Origin of the sequence: Nocardiopsis dassonvillei subsp. dassonvillei DSM 43111 (genome assembly GCF_000092985.1) — a bacterium.
GTDB lineage: Bacteria > Actinomycetota > Actinomycetes > Streptosporangiales > Streptosporangiaceae > Nocardiopsis > Nocardiopsis dassonvillei.
Genome location: NC_014210.1, coordinates 240,421 through 261,626 on the forward strand (window position 1 = coordinate 240,421; position 21,206 = coordinate 261,626).

Sequence of the window (21,206 nt, forward strand, 5' to 3'; positions counted from 1 at the left end):
GGAGCCGATGGGTAGCGACGACGTGAGGATCGCCGTTCTCGGCGCGGGATCGTGGGGCACCGTGTTCGCGAACATCATCGCGGACGCGGCCGACCTGACCAGGGAACGCCGTCCGGACGGCCCCGCCGCCGAGGTGGTCCTGTGGGGGCGGCGGTCCTCGGTGGTCGACGCGGTCAACGAGACCTCGCAGAACCCCGACTACTTCCCCGGGATCGCCCTCAACCCGCGCCTGCGCGCCACCACCGACGCCCCCAAGGCGCTGGCGGAGGCCGACGTGGTGGTGCTGGCGGTGCCGTCGCAGACGCTGCGGGCCAACCTCGTGGACTGGCGCCCCCACCTGCGCGAGGACGCGGTGGTCGTCAGCCTCATGAAGGGTGTGGAACTGGGCACCCGCATGCGGGTGAGCCAGATCATCGCCGAGGTCCTGGAGTACTCCGAGGAGCGCATCGCGGTCGTCTCGGGCCCCAACCTGGCCCGCGAGATCGCCGAGCGCCAGCCCGCCACCGCCGTGGTCGCCTGCCCGCACGAGCCGACGGCCGTGCGGCTCCAGAGCCTGTTCAGGTCGGCCTACTTCCGCCCCTACACCAGCACCGACCTGGTCGGGGTGGAGATCGGCGGCGCGATGAAGAACGTGATCGGCCTGGCCGTCGGCGTGGCCGAGGGCATGGGCTTCGGGGACAACACCAAGGCGTCCCTCATCACCCGCGGCCTGGCCGAGACCACGCGCCTGGCGGTGGCCCTGGGCGCGGACGAGCACACCCTGTCCGGCCTGGCCGGGATGGGTGACCTGGTCGCGACATGCTCGTCGCCGCTGTCGCGAAACCGGACTTTCGGTGAGAAACTGGGCGCTGGTAAAACCCTCGAACAGGTCGTCGCGGAGACCAAGCAGACGGCCGAGGGGGTCAAGTCCTCCGAGTCCGTCCTGGAACTCGGATGGGCCCACGGGGTCGACATGCCGATCACCGAGGCCGTCGTCAAGATGATGCACCACGACCTGAGCCCGGCCGAGGCGCTGGCCGCCTTCATGGCGCGCAGCGCCAAGCCCGAGCGCTACGGGGTCTGAGAGCGAGCACGATGTCACACACACCAGGGTCCGCGGCGGGAGCCGGGGCCGAGGGCGAGTACACGCGGGCGGTCTCCCTCCCGCAGGCGCCGGTTCCCGCCGAGCGCCCGATGCGCATGCCCGTCCACCGGGCCACCACCTACGCGTTCGACACCTCCCAGGAGTACGCGGACGTGCTGGCGGGCACCCGGCCGGGCTACTCCTACGCGCGCATCGACAGCCCCACCGTGGACGCGTTCGCCGACGCCGTCGCGGCCCTGGAGGGCGCCGGTGTACCGGGTCCGGTGCGCGGACAGGCCTTCTCCTCGGGCATGGGCGCGCTCAGCACGGTGTTCATGGCGCTGACCGAGGCCGGGTCGCACGTGGTGGCCTCACAGTCCATCTACGGCAACACCCACTCGCTGCTGGACCGGCTGCTGCGCCGGTTCGGCGTGCGCACCGACTTCGTGGACATCACCGACCTCGACGCCGTGCGCGCCGCCGTGGGACCCGACACCCGGATGGTGTTCACCGAGACGCTGTCCAACCCCACCATGACCGTCTCCGACCTGCCCGAGCTGGCACGGATCTCCCACGAAGTCGGCGCCGCCCTGGTGGTGGACTCCACCTTCGCCTCCCCGGCCGTGTGCCGACCGCTGGAGCACGGCGCCGACGTGGTCGTGCACTCGGCCACCAAGTACATCGGAGGCCACAGCGACACCACCGGTGGCGTGGCCGTGGCCTCGCCCGACCTGATCGGGCGCATCCGCTCCGCGCGCGTGGACCTGGGCCCCTGCCTGGCCCCCGACGAGGCCTACCTGCTGCACCGGGGGCTGGAGACGCTGCCGCTGCGGGTGCAGCGCCAGTGCGAGAGCGCGGCGGCCCTCGCCGCGGCACTGGAGGGACACCCCCTGGTGGAGCGGGTGGACCACCCCTCGCTGGCCTCCCACCCCCAGTCGGCGCTCGCCGACAAGCTGTTCGACCGCGGCCGCTACGGCGCGGTCGTGACCGTGCACCCGCGCGGCGGACGCGAGGCCGGGATGGCCTTCGCCGACCGGTTGCGCGTGGCCACCATCGCCGCCTCGCTGGGCGGCACGCACACGCTCGCCGGACACGTCGCCTCCACGTCGCACCGCAGCATGAGCGAGCGGGAACTGGCCGCCGCGGGCATCTCCCCGGGGGCGGTGCGCTTCTCCGTCGGCCTGGAGGACCCCCGTGACCTCGTCGAGGACGCCCTGGCGGCCCTCGGCGGGGACAGCTGACACACCGCGGGGTTCCACCCGCTCCGGTTCCAACCAACGGCGAGATAGGGTCAGGCAGCATGTCGTCCGAACAGCGCAAGATTCGGGTGGCCGTCGTCTTCGGCGGGCGTAGCTCCGAACACGAGATCTCCTGCGTCACCGCGGGCAGCGTGCTGTCCGTCGTCGACCACGACCGCTACGAGATCGTGCCGGTCGGTATCACCCGTACGGGCAACTGGGTGCTGACCTCGGGCGACCCCGAGAGCCTGCGCATCGACGCGGGCACCCGAGCGCTGCCGTCGGTGTCCGAGGACGGCGTCGACCTCGCGCTGCCCTTCGACTCGGCGGGCCAGCTGATGGTCGTGGACCCGGTCAAGGGCCCCGAGCGCCTGGCCGGGGTGGACGTGGTGCTGCCGCTGCTGCACGGCCCCTTCGGCGAGGACGGCACCATCCAGGGGCTGTTCGAGATGATGGGCGTGCGCTACGCCGGGGCCGGGGTGTTCTCCAGCTCCGCCTCCATGGACAAGGTCTTCATGAAGGCCATGCTGCGCGGCAACGGCATCCCCACCAGCGACTTCGTGGCCATCACCGACCGCCAGTGGCGCACCGAGCGCAAGAGGGTGCTGGACGACGTGGCCGAGCTGGGCGCCACCGTGTTCGTCAAGCCCGCCCGCGCGGGCAGCAGCGTCGGCATCAGCAAGGTGGAGGACTCCTCCGACGCCGACGCGGTGGTCGCCGCGGTCGAGGCCGCCCGCGAGCACGACCCCAAGGTCCTGGTGGAGGCCCAGGTCGTGGGCCGCGAGGTGGAGTGCGGCGTGCTGGAGTCCGAGGACGGCGGCACGCCCGACGTGTCCCTCCCGGCCGAGGTGCACGTCGCCGACGGCTTCGACTTCTACGACTTCGAGGCCAAGTACCTGTCCACGAGCAGCCTGACCATCCCGGCCGAGCTCCCCGAGGAGGCCACGGCGCGTCTGCGCGCGCTGGCCGCCGAGGTGTTCGAGGCGATGGGGTGCGAGGGCCTGGCCCGAGTGGACTTCTTCTACACCGAGGACGGCGACATCCTCGTCAACGAGCTCAACACCATGCCCGGCTTCACCCCGGCGTCGGCCTTCCCGCAGATGTGGGCCGCCACCGGCGTGGACTACGCGGCCCTGGTGGAGCGGATGATCTCCACGGCGCTGCGCCGCGCCCCCGGCCTGCGGTAGCAGGGACCCTCCCCGGGCGGGCGGCCCGAGCGTTCGCCCGACCGTGTACTCTCTGGGGTTTCTCTCCGAAAACGCGTACGCTGGAACGGTGCTCTCGTTACGCTCAGCAGCGTTCCGGATACCGCAGGGGGTACAGATGACGTGTGCTGCTCAAGAGCGGGTGGAGGAGACGAAGATGGACCTCCCGACGCTGGCTGAAAGCCTCGAACTCCCGGATGGTTACCGCACGGAGATCATCAACGGGAGCATTATCGTGTCGCCGACACCGACCTACCGGCACGCCAGGGCTGTTAGGAAGCTTGAAAGGGTTCTCTCTCACGTAGAGGAAGAGGGGCTCGACATGCTGCAGACGGCGACGGTGGAAGTCAGTGGGACCGGGGACCGCTACGTTCCCGATCTCCTGGTTATACCGACGGCTCTGGCCGAGGGCGAGGGGTGGGACGGTCCGGAGTGGATTCGGCCGGCAGAGGCGTTGGAGCTCGCGGTGGAGGTCGTCTCTCCGAGCAGTGCCCTCCACGACTGGCAGGCCAAGGCACGGGGGTACGCCAGAGCCGGAGTACCCCTCTACTTGGTCGTCGACCCCCGCAGGAGTGAGGTCGCGCTCTTCTCCGACCCCAAGGGCGACGAGTACCAGGAGGTCGCTCGCGCCGTACGGGGGGGATCGGTGAACCTCCCCAAACCCTTCGACGTCGAGATCGAGGCCTCCGCGCTGCTCACGTGAGTACGGGCACGCCCGAGTCGGGCGGCGGAAGTATCCACAGGCGGGCGACCGGGTGGTTGCCCGCCTTCCGCGTTCGCGAGGACACTGGTACACGGGGGCGGGCCCACCCGGGTAGACGGGGCCACGGAGGTCCCTCCGCGAGCGTACGCCCACCGCGACCGAGCCACCAGCCCTCCCCGCCAGCCTGTGGACGACCCCGGCTCCGGCTGGCGGAACGCTGATCGCCGCCGGTGGCGCCGGGAGGGTCCGGCTCCGGTCAGCCCTGACCGTGTCCGCCGGGGAAGGGCCCGCCGGGAAGCTGCCCGTCCGGAGCGCCCGGTCCCGGCAGAGGGCCCTTGGGGTCCGGCCGGTACGGCGGGGTGGGGACCAGCTCGCGGGTGAGGAGCACCGCGCCCGCGGTGGCGGCGGGGAAGACCACGACCGCCAGGAACGGGATCGCCAACAGGAAGTACGTCGGCACCGCGTAGCCCAGCACCCGCGCCCGCCGCGTGCCCATGTGCCGGCGCCGCTCGCGGATGGTCGTCAGCCCGCGCCGGTCGAACGCGCTCGCCAGCAGCTCGACCGCCAGCAGCCACCCGCCCAGCACGGCGGCCAGCACCGGACCGACCACCTGGCCCACCAGCGGGATGAAACCGATCGCGAACACGAACACCGTCACCAGCAGGGACACCGCCACGATCGCCAGCGACTGCCGGACGGCCCGCCACATCGACGCCATCAGCGGCTCGTCGAGCTCGCCGGGGTCGTTGCCCAGCTCCTTCTCGACCAGTTCGGTGACCTTGTCGTAGATCGGTCCGCCCAGGGTCAGCGTGACCGTCGTGAACAGCACCACCATCAGCAGGAGGGACCCGGCCAGGACCGCCACGGACACGGCGCCGCGCAGCAGTCCCTGCCACAGGGGGTCCCAGCCGTCGGCGAAGGGCGTCGCCCAGTCGGCCAGGTCGGTCAGGTTCACCACCAGGAGCACGAACAACGCCAGGAACACCAGTGACGTGATCAGGGCGGGAAGGGCGCCGAGCAGGAACAGGCGCGGTTTACGCAACAGCAGGGTGAAGCCGCGCAGGAGGGCGCCGACGCCACCGAGGAACTCACGAACAGGATTGGCCACGGGGGAACCCTAGAGGAGACCGCTCCCGCTGTCAGATCCGGGCCGGGCGCCCCCGGCCGTCATCCTCCGCGCTGGGACCGGCGCTTGAGCGTGCGCCGGTAGTCCTGGAAGCGGGCTTTGGCGATCACCGACCGGTCCGTGGTGCGCAGTACGATCCCCTCCGCCCGGCCGCCAGCGCCCCCGTCCAGCGCCACCCGGGTGCCCGGCAGGTGTTCGGCGATGAACTCCGAGGTCTCGGCGACGCCTTGGGGAAGCTTGTCGGCGGGCACGGTGGCGAGCCGGGGTGTGAGCTCGATCCCCTCGCGCTCGGCGAGCAGGGAGAGCGCGTCCTCGGGGAGGAAGCCCTGGCCCCCGCCCTCGCGCCAGGCGGAGATCTCCTGACGCTGCCGGGACAGCACCTCGGCCGTGACGGCCGCCGAGTCGAACATCCGGTACCCGACGGCGCGGTCGCCGGTGTACTCGCGGCTGGCCGCGGTGACCTTGCCCCCGTACACCTCCAGGTAGTGGACGGCGATCCCGGTCATCGGAGGGGTGATCCGGTCGGCCAGGGCGCGCAGGGCCTCGACGATGCCCAGGGCGGGGTTCCCGATCAGGTCGCCCCTGGCGTACAGCAGCTCCTCGCGGCTGCCCAGCACGTAGTCCCCGGAAGGAAAGGAGACAATACGGGCATTCGCCCCATCCACCTTCTCGGTCAACACGACGTCGCCGGTGAAGGCGGTGGCCTCCTCCAGCAGTCCCCCGTTCTTGGGGTCGAGGGTGTGGTAGGTGGGGATGCTGGGGTACTTGGTGGCGGAGTTGAGAACGGACAGGTCGAGCGCGCGCAGGTCGGGGGCGGTCATGATCACTCCAGGGGGCTCATCCGGCTCATCGGGCTCGCCCGTTCCAAACGGTCTGTCGGGGCGGCACGGTGGGACGGTATCCCAGTGCCGCCCGTCCCGTCCCCCCGTTTTCGGCCAGCCCCCCGCACGCGTGCACCGCGGACTCCGGGGGAGTACGGCCTGTCCACAGGCGCGAACCAGGGGTGGTGGTGGAGGGCCGGGCGGGGCATGCTCGTGATGGGGCTCCCGCCGGTGCCACAGCGCAGTACGCCCCCGTACCAAGGTCTGCACCGCCGTCCGCCGTCCCGAACACCGCGGCCCGGGCCTGTGGACAGGTGTGCCGGTTCCCCGGCCTCGGTCAGTCCGTGCTGACGTCGCGGTACCAGCCCTCCTGCCGGGACAGCTCCTCGTGCGTGCCCTGCTGGATCACCCGGCCGTCGCGCACCACGTAGATCTGGTCCACACGGTCCAGGCCCGTCAGGTCGTGCGTGACCAGCAGGGTGGAGTACCCCTCGGCCGCGGCCAGCAGGTCCTCCACCACCGCGTCGCGCGTGTCCGGGTCCAGGTGGGCGGTCGGCTCGTCCAGCACCAGCACCCGGGGCGCCGCCAGCAGGGCGCGGGCCAGTGCCAGCCGCTGCACCATCCCGCCGCTCAGGCCCAGGCCGTGCGTGCCCACCCGCGTGTCCAGCCCCTCGGGCATCGCCGTCACCTCGTCGGCCAGCCGCGCGCGCCGCAGTGCCTCCCACAGCTCCTCGTCCTCCGCGCCGGGCCGGGCCAGCCGCAGGTTCTCCCGCAGCGTCGAGGCGAACACGTGCGGGTCCTGCGGCACCCCCGACACCACCCCGCGCACCTCGTCGGCCGGGTAGGACGTGACGTCCTCCCCGCCGATCTCCACCAGGCCGCCGTCCGGATCGCGGAACCGCAGCAGCACCGAAGCCAGCGTGCTCTTGCCCGCGCCGCTGGGGCCGATCACCGCCACCGTCCATCCGGCGGGGATCTCCAGGTCCACCCCGTCCAGCGCCCACGGTTCGCCGGGTCCGTAGCGCACCCGCAGGTCCCGTACCCGCACCGTCGCGTCCCCGTGCGGGTCCAGGCCCGTGCGCGTGGGCGCGGCGACCGCGGGCGGGGTGTCCAGGACCCCGAACAGCCTGGCGCCGCTCGCCCGGATCGCCCCCAGCCTTGCCGCCACGGCGGGCAGCGGCGCCACGATCTCGAACGCCGCCAGCGTCACCAGCACCAGCACCGCCAGAGACACCGCGTCCAGCGTCCCGCCCGCCACGGCGGCCACACCCAGGAACAGCGCGCCCCACACGGTCAGCCCGGTGATCAGCGCGCTCGCCCCGGCGCCCAGCCCCAGGATCGCGGAGTCCCTGCGCGCCAGCCGGGTCAGCTCCTCGTCGGCCGCGTACACCCGCGCCACCTGCTGGTCCATGGCGCCGTAGGCGACCAGGTCGGGCGCCCCGTGCAGGGTGTCCACCAGGGTCGTCGACAGCTCCCCGCGCGCTCTGGCCTGGCGCCTGCCCGGTTCCCGGCCCAGCGCGGCCGCGGCCAGCGGCACCGCCAGCCCCGCCAGTAGCAGGCCCGCCGCCAGCAGCAGCCCTCCCGGGACGTACAGCGCGGTCAGGACCAGCACCGTGACACCGCCCGTCACCACCGAGACCAGGGGCGGCGTCAGGCCGCGCACCAGCAGGTCCAGGGTGGCCTCGGTGTCGTTGACCAGTCGGGACACCAGGTCGCCGGACCGGAAGCGGCCGAACGGCTCGGTCCTGGCGAGCCGCTCGTACACCCGCACCCTGACCTCGGCCAGCGTGCGGAACGCGGCGTCGTGGGTGACCAGCCGCTCCAGGTAGCGGGCCACTCCGCGGCCCACGCCCAGCGCGCGGGTGGCGACCACGGCCACGCCCAGCGCGGTGATGGGCGGGTGGTCGGCGGCGGTGGCCAGCATCCACGCGGCCACGCCCAGCAGGGCCACGGCCGCGCCGGTCGCTGCGGCGCCCAGCAGCACGCCGAGCGCGAAGCGGCCCCCGCGGGGCCGGGCCAGTGCCGTCATCCGCAGCAGCGGGTCGCGGCGGCGTTCGCGCCCGGGCACCCGGAGCGTGTCGGGGGCGGCGGTGTCGGCGCTCATCGCGACACGTTCCCTTCCTGGGTCGGCAGTGGTAGCGACGCGGTCCGCAGGGTGTCCCCGAGGACGCCGCGCGCCCACCCGGTGTCGTGGGCGACGATGACGGCGGTCCGTCCCTCCAGGAGCCGGGCGACGGCCGTGCGCACCGCCGCGGCGCTCTCCGGGTCCAGGTGGGCGGTGGGCTCGTCCAGCAGGACGAGCGGGGCGTCCCGGCACAGCGCCCGCGCCAGCGCGATCCGCTGCCTCTGCCCGGCCGACAGCCGGGCGCCGCGCTCGCCGAGCCGGGTGTCGTAGCCGTCGGGGAGGGCGCGGACGAACGCGTCGGCCTCGGCCAGCCGGGCCGCCTCGCGGACCCGCTCCAGGGAGGCGTCGGGCGAGCCCAGCCGGATGTTGTCGGCCACGGACACGTCGAACAGGTAGGGGTTCTGGGGGACCCAGGCGGTGCCGAGGCGCCAGTCGTCGGCGTCGATCCCGCCGAGGGGCTCCCACCGCCCGCCCGGCGCGCGCACGCTGACGCGCCCGCGGGTGGGCTCGTTCAGCCTGAGCAGCAGTGACAGCAGGGTGGACTTGCCCGCCCCGCTGGGGCCGGTGAGCAGCAGGTGCTCCCCGGCCGCCACCTCCAGGTCCAGTCCGGACAGGGCGGGCACGTCCCGTCCTGGGTAGAGCAGTTCCACGTCCTCGAAGCGGATGTCGCCCCCGGCTGCGGGGGCGGGCCGGCCGGTCGCCGGGGCGGGGGAGGAGGGGCGGCCGGATCCCGCCGCCGGGCCCTCGGCGGTGTCGTCGGAGGCTGCGGCCCCGGTCCGCGCCGTTCCGCGTCCGCGTTCCAGCTCGGTGAACACCTGCTCGGCGGCGGACACGCCCTCCATGCTCGCGTGGAACCGGGCGCCCACCTCGCGCAGCGGCAGGTAGGCCTCCGGCGCCAGGATCAGCACCAGCAGCGCCGTCTGGTAGTCCATGTGGCCGCCCAGCAGGCGCAGGCCCACCTCCACCGCGACCAGCGCCACCGCCAGGGTGGACAGCAGCTCCAGCGCGAACGCCGACAGGAAGGCGATCCGCAGCGTCCCCATCGTCGCCCGCCGGTGGTCCTCGCCCACCCGGCGCAGGATCTCGGCCTGCGCCTTGGCCCGGCGGAACACGGCCAGGGTCGGCAGCCCTTCCACCACGTCCAGGAAGTGTCCGCCCAGACGGCTCAGCAGCTTCCACTGCCGGTCGGTGCGCTGCTGGGTGTGCATGCCGATCAGCGCCATGAACACCGGGATCAGCGGCACCGTCACCAGGATGACGATCCCCGAGATCCAGTCGGCCCAGAACACCACCCCCAGCACGGCGAGCGGCACGATCGCGGCCAGGACCAGCTGGGGCAGGTAGCGGGCGAAGTAGTCGTCGAGCGCGTCCAGGCCCCGGGTGGCCAGGGTGACCAGCTCTCCCGCCTTGGGTGAGCCCTGCTCGCCTCCGGGTTCGGCGGCCCACACCCTGCCCGACCCGGTCACGTGCGCCACCAGCCGGCGGCGCAGCTGCGACTTGGTGCGCGCGGCGCTGTGCAGCGCGGAGGTCTCGGCCACGTAGGACAGCAGGGCCCGGACCACGGCGACGGCCGCGACCGCGCCGACCACCCAGCCCAGGGTGTCCAGCCCCTCGCCCCGCCAGGCGCCGGTGACGGCGCGGGCCAGCAGCCAGGCCTGGACCAGGATCAGGCCGGTGATGAGCACTCCGCTGGCCACGGAGACGGCCAGGTGCGCGCGTACCGCGCTGGCGGTGCGCACCAGGCGCGGGTCAAGGGGCTTCATGGGTGCGGGACCTCACGACGTCGTTCGGGTCGGGTGCACGGCTGACCCGGAGTGGCTGGGGCCTTCACGGTGGCACGGTGCCGTCCCGGTCGGCCGGAGCGGGCGCGACGGCCCCAGTATCCACCGGGTGCGCCCCGCGGACCGGCCGACCCCGCGGCCCCTCCTCCGGACGGGGCGGCCGGAAGCCTCCCGGGCGGGTGCGTCCGCCGGGAGGCTCCGCGGCGCGCTCAGGCTGCGGGTTCGGGGTTCCTGTCCCCGTGGTCGGTGCGGGTGACGGTCGCCCCCGTCACGGTCTCGCCGGTCACCCTCCTGCGGAACACCCAGTAGCTCCACCCCTGGTAGAGGAGCACGAGCGGCAGGAACACCACCGCCACCCACGACATCACGGTCAGCGTGTACTCGGCGGAGGAGGCGTTCGCGACGGTCAGGCTGAACGCGGGGTCGGTGGTGGAGGGCAGCACGTTCGGGAACAGCGCGGTGAACAGGGCGGCGAACGCGGTGAGGATGGTCACCGCGGTGCAGGCGAACGACCACCCCTCGCGGCGCCGCCAGGCCGCCGCGACCCCGCCCGCCAGGGCGGCGGCGGAGAGGGCGACGAGCGGCAGGGTCGTGGTCCCGTCGCCGTGGGCGAGTTGGGTCCAGGCCAGGAAGACCGAGCCCAGCGGTACCGCGGCGCACGCGGACCACAGGGCGGCCCGGCGCGCGCGGGTCCGCACCGGCCCGTCGGTCTTCAGGGTCAGGAAGATCGCCCCGTGCAGGGTGAACAGGGACAGCGTCGTCAGCCCGCCGAGCAGGGCGTAGGGGTTGAGCAGGTCGGCCACCGAGGAGGTGACCACCTGGTCCGAGCCCATGGCCACACCCCGGACGACGTTGGCGAAGATCACGCCCCACAGGAAGGCGGGCGCGGTGCTGCCCGCGAAGATCGCCCGGTCCCACCAGGCGCGCCACACGGAGCTGTCGCGCTTGCCCCGGTACTCGAACGCCACGCCGCGCAGGATCAGCGCGACGAGGATGAGGAACACCGGTGCGTAGAACCCGCTGAGCAGGGAGGCGTACCAGGCGGGGAAGGCGGCGAAGGTCGCGCCGACGGCGGTGATCAGCCACACCTCGTTGGCGTCCCAGACCGGCCCGATCGCGTTGATGGCGACCCGGCGGTCGACGGAGTCGCGCCTGCCCATGAAGGGCATGAGCGTGCCCACCCCGAAGTCGAACCCCTCCAGGACGAAGTACCCGATCCACAGGACCGAGATGGCGGTGAACCAGATGACGGCCAGTTCCATGGTCCTTGGCTCCTAGTAGCTGAAGTGCGGGATCTTGGACTCGTCCTCGTCGTCCTCCAGGTCGGGGACGAGGTGGGAGGGTCCGGCCTTGACGTACTTCAGGAGCAGGCCGACCTCGACGACGAAGAGCACCCCGTACACCGCGGTGAACCCGGCCAGGCTCGCCGCGACGGCCCCCAGGCTCACCCCGGGGGAGACGCTGGCCGCGGTGAGCAGCTCACCGTGCACGGTCCAGGGCTGGCGGCCCATCTCGGTGAGCACCCAGCCGAAGATGTTGGCGGCCAGCGCCGAGGGCAGCGCGAGCATGGCCGCGTAGTAGAACCACTTGCCGGTCGGGGTGCGCTCCCTGCCCCAGGTGAGCAGGAGGCCGAGCGCGGCCACCGCCACCCCGAACATGCCCAGGCCCATCATCAGGCGGAAGGACCAGTACACGACGAACACGTTGGGGGTGTAGTCCCCGGGGCCGTAGTACTCGTCGTAGGCCTCCTCCAGGTTGTTCATCCCGTGCACCTCGCCGTCGAACTGGCCGGTGGCGAGGAAGCTGAGCACGTTGGGGATGGTGATGTCGATGGGGTTGTAGCGCTCCTCGGTGTCGCCGACGGCCAGGGCGGAGAAGGCCGCGCCCTCCTCGGTCTCCCACAGGGCCTCGGCGGCGGCGAGCTTCATCGGCTCGTACTCGGCGGCGAGCTTGGCCTGGTGGTCGCCGGAGAAGACCACCAGGGCACCGGCTACCAGGGTGAAGACCAGGCCGACCTTGAGCGTGCCGCGGAACAGGGCGAAGTCCTTCCGGGGCGGGACCACACCGGGGACGCCGGTGTCGTTGTGGTGGCTGTTGCGCCAGAGCTTGTAGGCGCTGACCGCCACGACGAACAGCCCGGCGGTGACGAACGCGGCCGAGACGGTGTGCAGGTAGGTGGACCAGGCCTGGTCGTTGCTGAGCACGGCCCAGATGTCGGTGAGCTCGGCGCGCCCGTTCTCCTCGTTGACCGTGTAGCCCACGGGGTGCCGCATCCAGGCGTTGGCGGCGAGGATGAAGTACGCCGAGAGGTTGGTGCCGATGGCGACCGCCCAGATGCAGGCCAGGTGGACGCCCCGCGGCAGCCGGTGCCAGCCGAAGATCCACAGCCCGATGAAGGTGGACTCCAGGAAGAAGGCGAGCAGGGCCTCCATGGCCAGCGGGGCGCCGAAGACGTCGCCGACGAAGCGGGAGTACTCGCTCCAGTTCATGCCGAACTGGAACTCCTGCACGATGCCGGTGACCACGCCCATGGCGAAGTTGATGAGGAAGAGCTTGCCGAAGAACTGGGTGGCCTGCAGGTACTCGTGCCTGCCGGTGCGGTACCAGAGGGTCTGGAGCACGGCCACGATGAACGACAGCCCGATGGTCAGGGGTACGAACAGGAAGTGGTAGATCGTGGTGACACCGAACTGCCACCTCGCGAGTTCAAGGGCTTCCATACCCGCCTCTCCAAGTACCGACCGCCGGTAGTACTACAAATCGTAGTTCTACAGCGTGTCGTAGTTCCAGCGGGTCCCGCGGAAAACGGTGTTCCGTGCGTCTCGCTGGTAGGTGTGCGGGCTCTCCGGGGCGCGTCGGGGAGGGCTGTCGACGGACCTCCACCGCCGTCACCTGCGGGGAAGCCGCCCGGGAGGGAGGGGCGAGGCCGCGAGACGAGCCGTCGTGTGCGTTCGGACACACGCGCTCCGGGGCGCCTGGCGCTCCGGGCGGGGCCGGGCGCGGACGGTCGCGGGCGGGACCGGCTCGGTCCACGCGACGGCCGGGCGCGAAAGGTTCCGGACACGGCGACGGCGGCCCACTCGCGGGTGGGCCGCCGTCGCCGTGTCCGGGGAAGCGGGGTCAGTCGCCGGAGGCGCCGTCCCGGCGCTGGTCGATCATGCCCTCCATCAGGTCGATCTCCTTGAGCTGGGAGTCGGCCATCCCCTGCGCGAAGTCGGTGACCAGGTCCTCCTGGCCCAGCTCCACCTCCGCCTCGGCCATCTCGATGCCGCCCTTGTGGTGGGCGATCATCAGCTCAAGGAAGAGGAGTTCGGCCTCCTCGCCCGTGGCCTCCTCCAGGGAGACCATCTCCTCCGAGGAGGCCAGGCCCGGCATCGTGTCGGGGACCTCGCCGCCCCCGCCGCCGTGGTCGTGGCCCTCCATCCAGGCCATCGGCTCCCGCACGCCGCGCGCGTTGAGGTCCCAGGCCATCAGCCACCCCTGCATGATCCCGATCTGGGCCTGCTGGGTGCGGGCGATGTCGGTGGCCACCGTGCGCAGCTCGGGATCCTCGGTCCTCTCCAGGATGAGCATCGACATGTCCACGGCCTGGGCGTGGTGCGCGCTCATGTCGCGCAGGAACCCGGCGTCGGCGCCGGTGTCCAGCGGGTAGGACGGGCGTCCCAGCAGGTAACCCCCGCCCAGGGCCAGTACGACGAGGATCACAGTGATCCACATCGGTACCGAGCGCCAGGACACCCGCGACGGGGTCTCCTCGTCCGCCGCCCCGTCCTCCCACGGGGGCCCGTCGTCGTCCGGGACATCGCCGACGTGGTCGGCGGTCCCGGCCGCGGGACCGTTTTTCTGTTCCATAGGAACCATCCTGGTCGAATCGCCCAACTCTGGTGCCAAAGTAGAGGATAGGTAAGTCCCTAATGTCACCATCCATCCCAGGAGACCCAGTGGCCAAGAAGAAGACGGCGGAGGAGCGTCGCCGCCGCGCCGCCGAGCTGAAGGCGCAACGCCTCAAAGAGGAACGCCGCCGCAAAATCCTTACCACCACCGGTATCACGACCGCTGTGGTCCTGGTCGTGGGTTTGATCGGTTTCCTCGTCTTCATGGAGTTCCGCAGCCGCACGATCTCGGGGGTGGAGGAGTACGAGGTCGGCTCCTACGTCCACGTGGACACCGGGCAGCGCGTGAACTACGAGCAGTCCCCGCCCGTGGGCGGCGACCACTGGAACGCCTGGCAGAACTGCGGCGTCTACACCGAGCCGGTGACCCACGAGTTCGCGGTGCACTCCCTGGAGCACGGCGCGGTGTGGATCAACTACCGGCCCGACCTGCCCGAGGACCAGGTCCAGACGCTGACCGACATGTACAGCTCCGGCGACTACCTGGTGATCAGCCCCTACGCGGGTGAGCTGGACGCGCCGATCGTCGCCTCCAGCTGGGGACGCCAGATCACCGCCGAGAGCGCCGACGACGAGAACCTCCAGCGCTTCGTGCGGCTGTACGAGCGCGGCACCGACGTTCCCGAGCCGGGCGCCGCCTGCTCCGGCGGCGTGGCGGAGAACGCCGAGGAGGTCGACGCCATGCTCGGCAGCGGCGCCGGCGTGGACGCCGAGACCATGGAGGGCCCCGAGGGCGGCGACGCCGGAGCCGAGGAGGGCACCGGGGACGAGGCGTCCGACGCCCCCTCCGACGCCGCCGAGGACGAGCCGTCCGCGGAGGAGTCGGCCGGGGCGGAGAACTGACGGGACTTTCCGCCGTCACCGTGACCCCGTGATGACCGACGTGGGGCCGTCAGCGTCCGCTGGCGGCCCCACGCGCGTGTCGGCCACAGGTCGTACGGGTCGTCCACAGGCCGCGCGGGCCGCTGGTGGGCGGGCTTGGCGGGGTAAAGAGGCCGCGCCTTCGCCCGCCTCGGTGTGCCCGCGCACCGGGCCCCGTCGTCAGCGCACGCGCCCGTCCCGCCCGGCCGGGAACGCCGCCGCGCCGCGGCCGTGCCGGTGTCCGTCGGGAGGGCCCGCCGGGGACTCCCGCGCCACCGCGCCGGTCGCTCCGAGCGCGGGCGCGGACACAACCCTCTCGACGGGAGAACGCTCCCGGCCCCTCATCACGGGTGCCGGGTCACAGCTCCCCTTCGGGAAGCGCGGGGACGTGTTCGACGATCAGGTCGCTGACCGTGGACAGCGCGGCGGCGGGGACGCCGTGGGCGGCCGGGATCGACAGCTCCACGTACGCTTCGTGGCCGATCGCCGTGTACATGGTGGGGGCGTCCTCCGGCTGCGGCAGCCACGGAACACCGTTGACCTCCTGTAGGTAGGAGGTGCTGGTCAGCGTCACCGGGCGCTCCACCCCGCAGCGCAGTCCGATGGGCGGGTCGCCCCAGGCCGCCGTGAGCTCCGAGTCGGGCCGCACCTGTGCCCGCTCCGCCCCCAGCAGGGTGTCGGGGAGCGCCGCGACGAGGTCGGCGCAGACCTCGGCGGTCGCCGCGTCCGCCTCGGGCGGCTGCATCCGCACCGTCTGCGCGCCGCAGCCCGTCGCCACCAGGGCCAGGGCCGCGACCACACCGGCGCACGCGAACCGACTCAGCACAGCAGACCCCGCTCCGGACGACGCGATGCGTCAGATGTTGACGATGGGACAGGTGAGAGTCCGGGCGATGCCGTCCAACCGCTGGATCCGGGCCACCACGAGGGTGCCCAGGGAGTCGATGTCTTCGGCGCTGGCCTGGACGATGACATCGTAGGGCCCGGTCACGTCGTGGGCCTTCTCGACCCCCTCGATGCCCCGGATGCGCCCCGCCACCTCGGCTGCCTGACCGACCTCGGTCTGGATCAGGATGTATGCCTGCACCATGAGTACTCCTTCGTGTCGCCGGTCGGAGCGGCGAGTGGTTCACGGCCGAGCCAGGGTGCGGCCGATGACGGACGGATGACAAGCGTGGGTCCGGACCACCGCGCCGGAGCGTCACCGTACCCTGATCCCTGTGCGGAACACCATTGGGGGTCTTGGTGAGTTCGCTCTGATCGCACGCGTGACGAGCCAATTCCCCACCACGGACGATGTAATCCTCGGACCAGGGGACGACGCGGCCGTCGTCGCGTCCCCCGACGGCCGGACGGTCGCGACCACCGACCTGCTGGTCGAGGGCCGCCACTTCCGGCGCGAGTGGTCCACCGCCCGTGACGTGGGGCACCGGGCCGTCGCGCAGAACTTCGCCGACGTCGCCGCGATGGGCGCCCGCCCCACCGGCCTGCTCATCGGCTTCGCCGCGCCCGCCGACCTCCCGGTGCCCTGGGCGGAGGAGTTCACCGCCGGGGTCCGCGACGAGTGCGCGGTCGCGGGCGGCGCCGTCGTGGGCGGGGACATGGTCGGCTCGGACACCCTCACCATCGCGGTCACCGCGCTCGGCGACCTCCAAGGGCGGGCGCCTGTCCGCCGCGACGGCGCCCGCCCCGGCGACGTGGTCGCCTACACCGGCCACCTGGGGCTGTCGGCCGCCGGGCTCGCCCTGCTGGAACAGGGGATCGACGGCCCGGCCGAGTGCCTGTCCGAGCACCGCAGGCCCAGCCCGCCCTACGCCCGCGGGGCGGAGGCGGCCCGGCTCGGGGCCACGGCCATGCTCGACGTCAGCGACGGCCTCGCCCAGGACCTCGGGCACGTCTGCCGGGCCAGCGGGGTGCGCATCGACCTGGAGGGGGAGGCGCTGCGCCCCGAGCCCGCGCTCGTCGAGGCGGTCCGCGTCCTGGGGGCCGGAGCCGACACGGCCGAGCGGGCCGCGCGGGACCTCATGGTCGCCGGGGGCGAGGACCACGCCCTCGCCGCCGTGTTCCCGCCGCACACCGTTCTGCCCGCCCACTGGTCCAGAGTGGGAACCGTCGCGCGAACAACAGGTGAAAACGCTGAGGAAAACACAATTCCGGTCACGGTCGACGGGCGGGTTCCACCTCGCGGAGGATGGGATCATTTCCGGCGCTGAGGTGCCCGATGGGATTTGTCCTGTTTAACTCTCGCGCTAGGCTTTGCGAACGCGGCCTTTCCGGGCGCGGCACCCGCCCTGCGGGAAGCGGCGGCCCCAGGAAGTCCCCGGGAGCGACCGACGGTCGGAGCAGGAAGCCACGGCTTCGCCGGTGTCCCCCGCACCGGACGGGGCACACACGGCGGAGGGCGACGGGGGAGGGACCGGAAACCGGCGGCTCTCGGCGGAGGGCGCTGGCAACGTCGAGGGGCGGTTTATGGGGCGGCATGGCTGGCGGAACGGCAACCGCCGGGGTGTGCACCGCAGCGAGCCGGAGGACGTCGGCGTGCTGCGGCGGCTCGGCGGCCTCATCGAGAGCACGGTCCCCAAACGCGTCGAACCCCCGCGGCTGCTCAACGTGCTCGTCGTCTCCGGCGTGATCCTCGGCCTGCTCCTGTTCGGGTACAGCACCACCCAGATCTACCTCCAGTTCGGCGGCACCCCGGGCGCGACCGAGGCCCCCGGAACCCAGGACGGGGTCCAGCCCACGCACGACGCCTCGCCGGGGACCGACACCGAGGAGCCCGCGGCCCAGGGCGAGGGGGAGCAGGGGCCGCAGACCCAGGCGGGTTCGGAGCCGACCACGGTCGTCTACCGCGTCACGGAGTCCACGGCGGTCGGTTTCAGCGGCCACGTCACCGTCACCAACACCTCGCACGCCAGCCTGGACGGCTGGGAGCTGGCCCTGGCCTTCGACTCCGCGGAGATCACGCACGTCAACGGCGCGGACTGGGCGGAGATCGAGAACGGCATCCTGGCCCGCCAGCCCGCCGACCAGAACAGCCTGGAGCCGGGCGACTCGGTGGCGCTCACCTTCGAGGCGGTCGGCGTGCCGCAGAGCCCGATCCGCTGCTCCCTCAACGGGCACGTCTGCGAGCTGTGAACCGGGGGAAGCGGGGACGCGGGCCGTCTCCGGGTCCGCCGGGCCCCGCCGGGATGCCGGGGCGGACCCGGCCTCCGACAGGTCCCCGACAAAGGGCGAAGGCCTCCGACCGAGAGGGTCAGAGGCCTTCATGGAAGGTCCGGAGGGCTGGGAACCCTAGCGGGTCACCTTGCCGGCCTTGATGCACGAGGTGCAGGCGTTCACGCGCTTGGGCGTGCCGCCCACACGGGTGCGGACGGTCTGGATGTTGGGGTTCCAGCGGCGGCGGGTGCGACGGTGCGAGTGGGAAACACTGTTACCGAACCCTGGTCCCTTGCCGCAGACGTCGCAGACAGAAGCCACGGTAACTCCATTCAAGCGCTCGGGATCGCGCACGTCGCCGCACGCGAAGGTTCATCCGACCGGGAGAGGTCGGGCGGACTGGTCGGCGGTGACGCCAACCGTGGAAGGTTACACGAAGGACATGGCCAGGCGCGCAGCGCGGGCCGACGACCGGTGTCCGTACGCGTGATGGCGGGCCGCACCGTGGTCGAGAACGACCGGGGCGAGCGCCGGGAGCATCGAATACGCCACGCGGGCATGGCGGGAACGCGATGAACTTCCACGAGTATATCCCGGTTGGGAGGGGCGGGAACCGCGGGCGGGGAACCGCCGCCGGAATCCGGAGAGCCCGCCCTCCCGAGACGCGCCCGCACAGCCGAGGGGCGTCCGCCGGAGCCGGGGCGCCCGCCCTCCGGTGGGACGCCCTCCAGGACCGGCGATGCCGCTGGAACCCTCCGGCCCGGGGGTCCCCGGGTTCCAGCGGGCCGACCGGGGCGGTGGGAAGGCACACGAGCGTCGCACCGGAGGACTACCGTGGCGGTGACCGGCGATCCGAGACGGGAAGCACACGTGAGCACCTGGGACGAACCGCTGAGCAGGGGGCCCCTCAGGGGCAAGACGGCCAAGGCCCTCGCCGAGAAGCTCGACCTGCACACCCTCGGCGACCTGCTGCGCTACTACCCGCGCCGCTACGACCGGCGCGGCGACCTGACCGATCTCGCGGCACTGCGCGAGGGCGAGGAGGTCACCGTGCAGGCCCGCGTCCTGGACGCCAAGCGGCGCACCGTGCCCGCGCGGCAGGGACGACGCCGCATGGACATGATGGAGGCCACCGTCACCGACGGCACCGGGCGCCTGCACCTGACCTTCTTCAACCGGGGCTCCTACCACCAGGGGGCCCTCGTCCCCGGGCGCCTGGCAATGTTCTCCGGCCGGGTCTCCACCTTCAAGGGCCGCCGCCAGCTCGACCACCCCCAGTACGAACTCCTCGACGAGGACGGCCACGAGGGCGAGCGGGCCCGGGCCTACGCAGAGGAGCTCATCCCCGTCTACCCGGCGGTCAAGGGCCTGGACTCCACCACCATCGCCCGCACCGTCGACATCGTCCTCGCCGACGTGGACAGCCTGCCCGACCCGCTGCCCCCCGAACTGCGCGAACGGCGCGGGCTCCTCGGCGTCGCCGACGCCCTGCGCCGGATCCACCGCCCCGCCGAGTGGTCCGACGTCGGCGCCGCCCGCCGCCGGTTGAAGTGGGACGAGGCCTTCGTCCTCCAGCTCGCGCTCGCCCAGCGGCGCCACCGCGCGGAGGACCTGCCGGCCAAGCCCCGGCCCGGCGCGGTCGGCGGTCTCCTGGACGCCTTCGACGCCCAGCTGCCCTTCACGCTCACCGAGGGCCAGCGGGAGGTCGGCGAACGCCTCGCCGAGCGGCTCGACGCCGCCCACCCCATGCACTGCCTGCTCCAGGGCGACGTCGGCGCGGGCAAGACCCTGGTCGCGCTGCGGGCCATGCTCCGGGTCGTGGACTCCGGCGGCCAGGCCGTCATGCTCGCGCCCACCGAGGTCCTGGCCCAGCAGCACCACCGGTCCATCAGCGCCATGCTCGGCGCGCTCGGCCGCGCCGGACAGATCGACGGCGCGGAGAACGCCACGCGGGTGGCGCTGCTCACCGGTTCCATGAACGCCGCCGCCCGCAGGGAGGCCCTGCTCGACGCGGCGTCCGGCGCCGCGGGGATCGTCGTGGGCACCCACGCCCTGCTCCAGGAGCACGTGTCCTTCGCCGACCTGGGGCTGGTGGTGGTCGACGAGCAGCACCGGTTCGGCGTGGAGCAGCGCGACGCCCTGCGGGAGAAGGCCGTGGACGGGCGCCCCCACGTGCTGGTCATGACGGCCACGCCCATCCCGCGCACCGTCGCGATGACCGTCTACGGCGACCTCGACGTGGTCGCGCTCACCCAGCTGCCCACCGGTCGCGCGCCCGTGTCCACGCACGTGGTGCCCGCGAGCGAGAAGCCGCACTTCCTGGCCAGGGCCTGGGAGCGCATCCGGGAGGAGGCGGGCGGCGGGCACCAGGCCTTCGTGGTCTGCCCGCGGATCGGCGACGACGCCAAGGAGGAGGCGGAGGAGGAGGTCGGCGCGGGCGACGGCGAGGAGGCCGCGGGCGCCCGGCCGCCCCTGGCGGTGCTCGACGTGGCGGCGCGGCTGCGGGAGGGGCCGCTCTCCGAACTGCGCGTGGAGGTCCTGCACGGCCGGATGGCGCCCGACGACAAGGACGCGGTGATGCGCCGGTTCTCGGCCGGGGACACCGACGCCGTCGTCTCCACCACCGTCATCGAGGTGGGCGTAGACGTGCCCAACGCCACAGTGATGGTCATCATGGACGCGGACCGCTTCGGCGTCTCGCAGCTGCACCAGCTGCGCGGCCGGGTCGGCCGGGGCCAACTGCCGGGGCTGTGCCTGCTGGTCACCGACGCCGAGGAGGGTTCCCCGGCGCGTGAACGGCTGGCCGCGGTGGCCGCGACCACCGACGGCTTCGAACTCTCCCGGGTGGACCTGGAGATGCGCCGCGAGGGCGACGTGCTGGGCGACTCGCAGTCCGGAGCCCGGTCCAGCCTGCGGATGCTCACCCTGCTCAAGGACGAGGAGCTCATCGGGGAGGCGCGCGAGGAGGCCACGGCCTACGTGGCGGCCGATCCCGGGCTGACCGGGCACCCGCCGCTGGCCCAGGCGCTGGAGACGCTGCTGCCCGAGGAACGTGCGGAGTACCTGGACAAGGCCTGAGCGGCCGGGGCGCCCGGTCGTCCACGGGCCGCGGCGTCGTCCACAGGCCGTGGTCGGACCTGGTGCGGCCCGCGCGCCGGGGCCTGACGTGGAAAGCGGGGGGTCCCCGGGCCGCCGGCCTCGTGCTGCCCGCGTACCGGGGCGCCCGCGCACCCC

The 21,206-nt window shown here is 72.8% G+C and carries 18 protein-coding genes; 8 read left to right on the forward strand and 10 right to left on the reverse strand.

All coding sequences use genetic code 11. The features are described from left to right. The first annotated feature begins 7 nt into the window (after positions 1 to 7). From NDAS_RS00980 to NDAS_RS00995, 4 genes are all read left to right on the forward strand, one after another. Positions 8 to 1,063 (forward strand): NAD(P)H-dependent glycerol-3-phosphate dehydrogenase, encoded by a 1,056-nt coding sequence (locus tag NDAS_RS00980; RefSeq protein ID WP_041552173.1) that lies wholly within the window; start codon positions 8 to 10, stop codon positions 1,061 to 1,063. 11 nt (positions 1,064 to 1,074) lie between these two features. Then, the gene (locus NDAS_RS00985; RefSeq protein WP_013151248.1) at positions 1,075 to 2,304 is read left to right on the forward strand and encodes a trans-sulfuration enzyme family protein; all 1,230 of its coding nucleotides are present in this window, start codon (positions 1,075 to 1,077) and stop codon (positions 2,302 to 2,304) included. 59 nt (positions 2,305 to 2,363) lie between these two features. Continuing rightward, the gene (locus tag NDAS_RS00990) at positions 2,364 to 3,488 is read left to right on the forward strand and encodes a D-alanine--D-alanine ligase family protein (RefSeq protein WP_013151249.1); all 1,125 of its coding nucleotides are present in this window, start codon (positions 2,364 to 2,366) and stop codon (positions 3,486 to 3,488) included. A 175-nt stretch (positions 3,489 to 3,663) separates the two neighbouring features. Beyond that, positions 3,664 to 4,209, forward strand: a complete 546-nt coding sequence (locus tag NDAS_RS00995) for a Uma2 family endonuclease (protein ID WP_232051630.1) — start codon at positions 3,664 to 3,666, stop codon at positions 4,207 to 4,209. Between the two features lie 256 nt (positions 4,210 to 4,465). Here the strand turns inward: NDAS_RS00995 and NDAS_RS01000 are convergent, their stop codons facing one another. The 7 genes from NDAS_RS01000 to NDAS_RS01030 form a co-directional block, all read right to left on the reverse strand. Next, positions 4,466 to 5,317: an EI24 domain-containing protein gene (locus NDAS_RS01000; RefSeq protein WP_013151251.1), complete on the reverse strand. Its 852-nt coding sequence runs from the start codon at positions 5,315 to 5,317 to the stop codon at positions 4,466 to 4,468. Between the two features lie 59 nt (positions 5,318 to 5,376). Beyond that, positions 5,377 to 6,156 (reverse strand): RNA ligase family protein, encoded by a 780-nt coding sequence (locus tag NDAS_RS01005; protein WP_013151252.1) that lies wholly within the window; start codon positions 6,154 to 6,156, stop codon positions 5,377 to 5,379. 337 nt (positions 6,157 to 6,493) lie between these two features. Then, positions 6,494 to 8,260, reverse strand: coding sequence for a thiol reductant ABC exporter subunit CydC (cydC, locus tag NDAS_RS01010; RefSeq protein ID WP_013151253.1), 1,767 nt, complete (start codon positions 8,258 to 8,260; stop codon positions 6,494 to 6,496). Continuing rightward, entirely contained in the window at positions 8,257 to 10,044 is a 1,788-nt protein-coding gene (gene cydD, locus NDAS_RS01015; protein ID WP_013151254.1) for a thiol reductant ABC exporter subunit CydD, read from the reverse strand. The genes cydC and cydD overlap by 4 nt, the downstream gene beginning before the upstream one ends. A 227-nt stretch (positions 10,045 to 10,271) precedes the next feature. Further along, positions 10,272 to 11,324 carry a cytochrome d ubiquinol oxidase subunit II gene (gene cydB, locus NDAS_RS01020; RefSeq protein WP_013151255.1) on the reverse strand — a complete coding sequence of 351 codons (1,053 nt, stop codon included), beginning with the start codon at positions 11,322 to 11,324 and terminating at the stop codon, positions 10,272 to 10,274. Positions 11,325 to 11,336: 12 nt separating this feature from the next. Further along, on the reverse strand, positions 11,337 to 12,782 hold the full coding sequence (locus NDAS_RS01025; RefSeq protein ID WP_013151256.1) for a cytochrome ubiquinol oxidase subunit I: 1,446 nt from the start codon (positions 12,780 to 12,782) through the stop codon (positions 11,337 to 11,339). A gap of 400 nt (positions 12,783 to 13,182) precedes the next feature. After that, on the reverse strand, positions 13,183 to 13,914 hold the full coding sequence (locus NDAS_RS01030; protein WP_013151257.1) for a DUF305 domain-containing protein: 732 nt from the start codon (positions 13,912 to 13,914) through the stop codon (positions 13,183 to 13,185). An 89-nt stretch (positions 13,915 to 14,003) separates the two neighbouring features. Here NDAS_RS01030 and NDAS_RS01035 point away from each other — a divergent pair, with 89 nt between their 5' ends. Next, positions 14,004 to 14,798, forward strand: a complete 795-nt coding sequence (locus NDAS_RS01035; protein ID WP_013151258.1) for a DUF3105 domain-containing protein — start codon at positions 14,004 to 14,006, stop codon at positions 14,796 to 14,798. Between the two features lie 376 nt (positions 14,799 to 15,174). On the opposite strand, the gene NDAS_RS01040 is transcribed toward NDAS_RS01035, so the two are convergent. Together NDAS_RS01040 and NDAS_RS01045 are read right to left on the reverse strand one after the other, a co-directional pair. Next, on the reverse strand, positions 15,175 to 15,642 hold the full coding sequence (locus NDAS_RS01040; protein WP_013151259.1) for a DUF3515 domain-containing protein: 468 nt from the start codon (positions 15,640 to 15,642) through the stop codon (positions 15,175 to 15,177). A gap of 30 nt (positions 15,643 to 15,672) precedes the next feature. Beyond that, positions 15,673 to 15,906, reverse strand: a complete 234-nt coding sequence (locus NDAS_RS01045; RefSeq protein ID WP_013151260.1) for an Lrp/AsnC family transcriptional regulator — start codon at positions 15,904 to 15,906, stop codon at positions 15,673 to 15,675. Positions 15,907 to 16,036: 130 nt separating this feature from the next. Between NDAS_RS01045 and NDAS_RS01050 the strand changes: the two genes are divergently transcribed. Further along, positions 16,037 to 17,029 (forward strand): thiamine-phosphate kinase, encoded by a 993-nt coding sequence (locus NDAS_RS01050; protein ID WP_013151261.1) that lies wholly within the window; start codon positions 16,037 to 16,039, stop codon positions 17,027 to 17,029. A gap of 256 nt (positions 17,030 to 17,285) precedes the next feature. Then, positions 17,286 to 17,951: a cellulose binding domain-containing protein gene (locus tag NDAS_RS01055; protein WP_013151262.1), complete on the forward strand. Its 666-nt coding sequence runs from the start codon at positions 17,286 to 17,288 to the stop codon at positions 17,949 to 17,951. A 156-nt stretch (positions 17,952 to 18,107) separates the two neighbouring features. Here the strand turns inward: NDAS_RS01055 and rpmB are convergent, their stop codons facing one another. Then, positions 18,108 to 18,293 (reverse strand): 50S ribosomal protein L28, encoded by a 186-nt coding sequence (gene rpmB, locus NDAS_RS27725; RefSeq protein ID WP_013151263.1) that lies wholly within the window; start codon positions 18,291 to 18,293, stop codon positions 18,108 to 18,110. A 549-nt stretch (positions 18,294 to 18,842) separates the two neighbouring features. On the opposite strand from rpmB, the gene recG reads away from it, so the two are divergent. After that, a complete protein-coding gene (gene recG, locus NDAS_RS01060) occupies positions 18,843 to 21,050 on the forward strand; it encodes an ATP-dependent DNA helicase RecG (protein ID WP_041552176.1) in 2,208 nt (735 codons plus the stop codon). Positions 21,051 to 21,206 lie beyond the last annotated feature (156 nt).

Excerpts from the sequence above, each read along its gene's own strand:
- cydD (WP_013151254.1), bottom strand. The coding sequence starts at position 10,044 with ATGAAGCCCCTTGACCCGCGCCTGGTGCGCACCGCCAGCGCGGTACGC.
- cydC (WP_013151253.1), bottom strand. The coding sequence starts at position 8,260 with ATGAGCGCCGACACCGCCGCCCCCGACACGCTCCGGGTGCCCGGGCGC.
- NDAS_RS00980 (WP_041552173.1), top strand. The coding sequence starts at position 8 with ATGGGTAGCGACGACGTGAGGATCGCCGTTCTCGGCGCGGGATCGTGG.
- NDAS_RS01025 (WP_013151256.1), bottom strand. The coding sequence starts at position 12,782 with ATGGAAGCCCTTGAACTCGCGAGGTGGCAGTTCGGTGTCACCACGATC.
- NDAS_RS01005 (WP_013151252.1), bottom strand. The coding sequence starts at position 6,156 with ATGACCGCCCCCGACCTGCGCGCGCTCGACCTGTCCGTTCTCAACTCC.
- NDAS_RS00990 (WP_013151249.1), top strand. The coding sequence starts at position 2,364 with ATGTCGTCCGAACAGCGCAAGATTCGGGTGGCCGTCGTCTTCGGCGGG.
- NDAS_RS01045 (WP_013151260.1), bottom strand. The coding sequence starts at position 15,906 with ATGGTGCAGGCATACATCCTGATCCAGACCGAGGTCGGTCAGGCAGCC.
- NDAS_RS01030 (WP_013151257.1), bottom strand. The coding sequence starts at position 13,914 with ATGGAACAGAAAAACGGTCCCGCGGCCGGGACCGCCGACCACGTCGGC.
- NDAS_RS00995 (WP_232051630.1), top strand. The coding sequence starts at position 3,664 with ATGGACCTCCCGACGCTGGCTGAAAGCCTCGAACTCCCGGATGGTTAC.
- NDAS_RS00985 (WP_013151248.1), top strand. The coding sequence starts at position 1,075 with ATGTCACACACACCAGGGTCCGCGGCGGGAGCCGGGGCCGAGGGCGAG.
- NDAS_RS01055 (WP_013151262.1), top strand. The coding sequence starts at position 17,286 with ATGGGGCGGCATGGCTGGCGGAACGGCAACCGCCGGGGTGTGCACCGC.
- cydB (WP_013151255.1), bottom strand. The coding sequence starts at position 11,324 with ATGGAACTGGCCGTCATCTGGTTCACCGCCATCTCGGTCCTGTGGATC.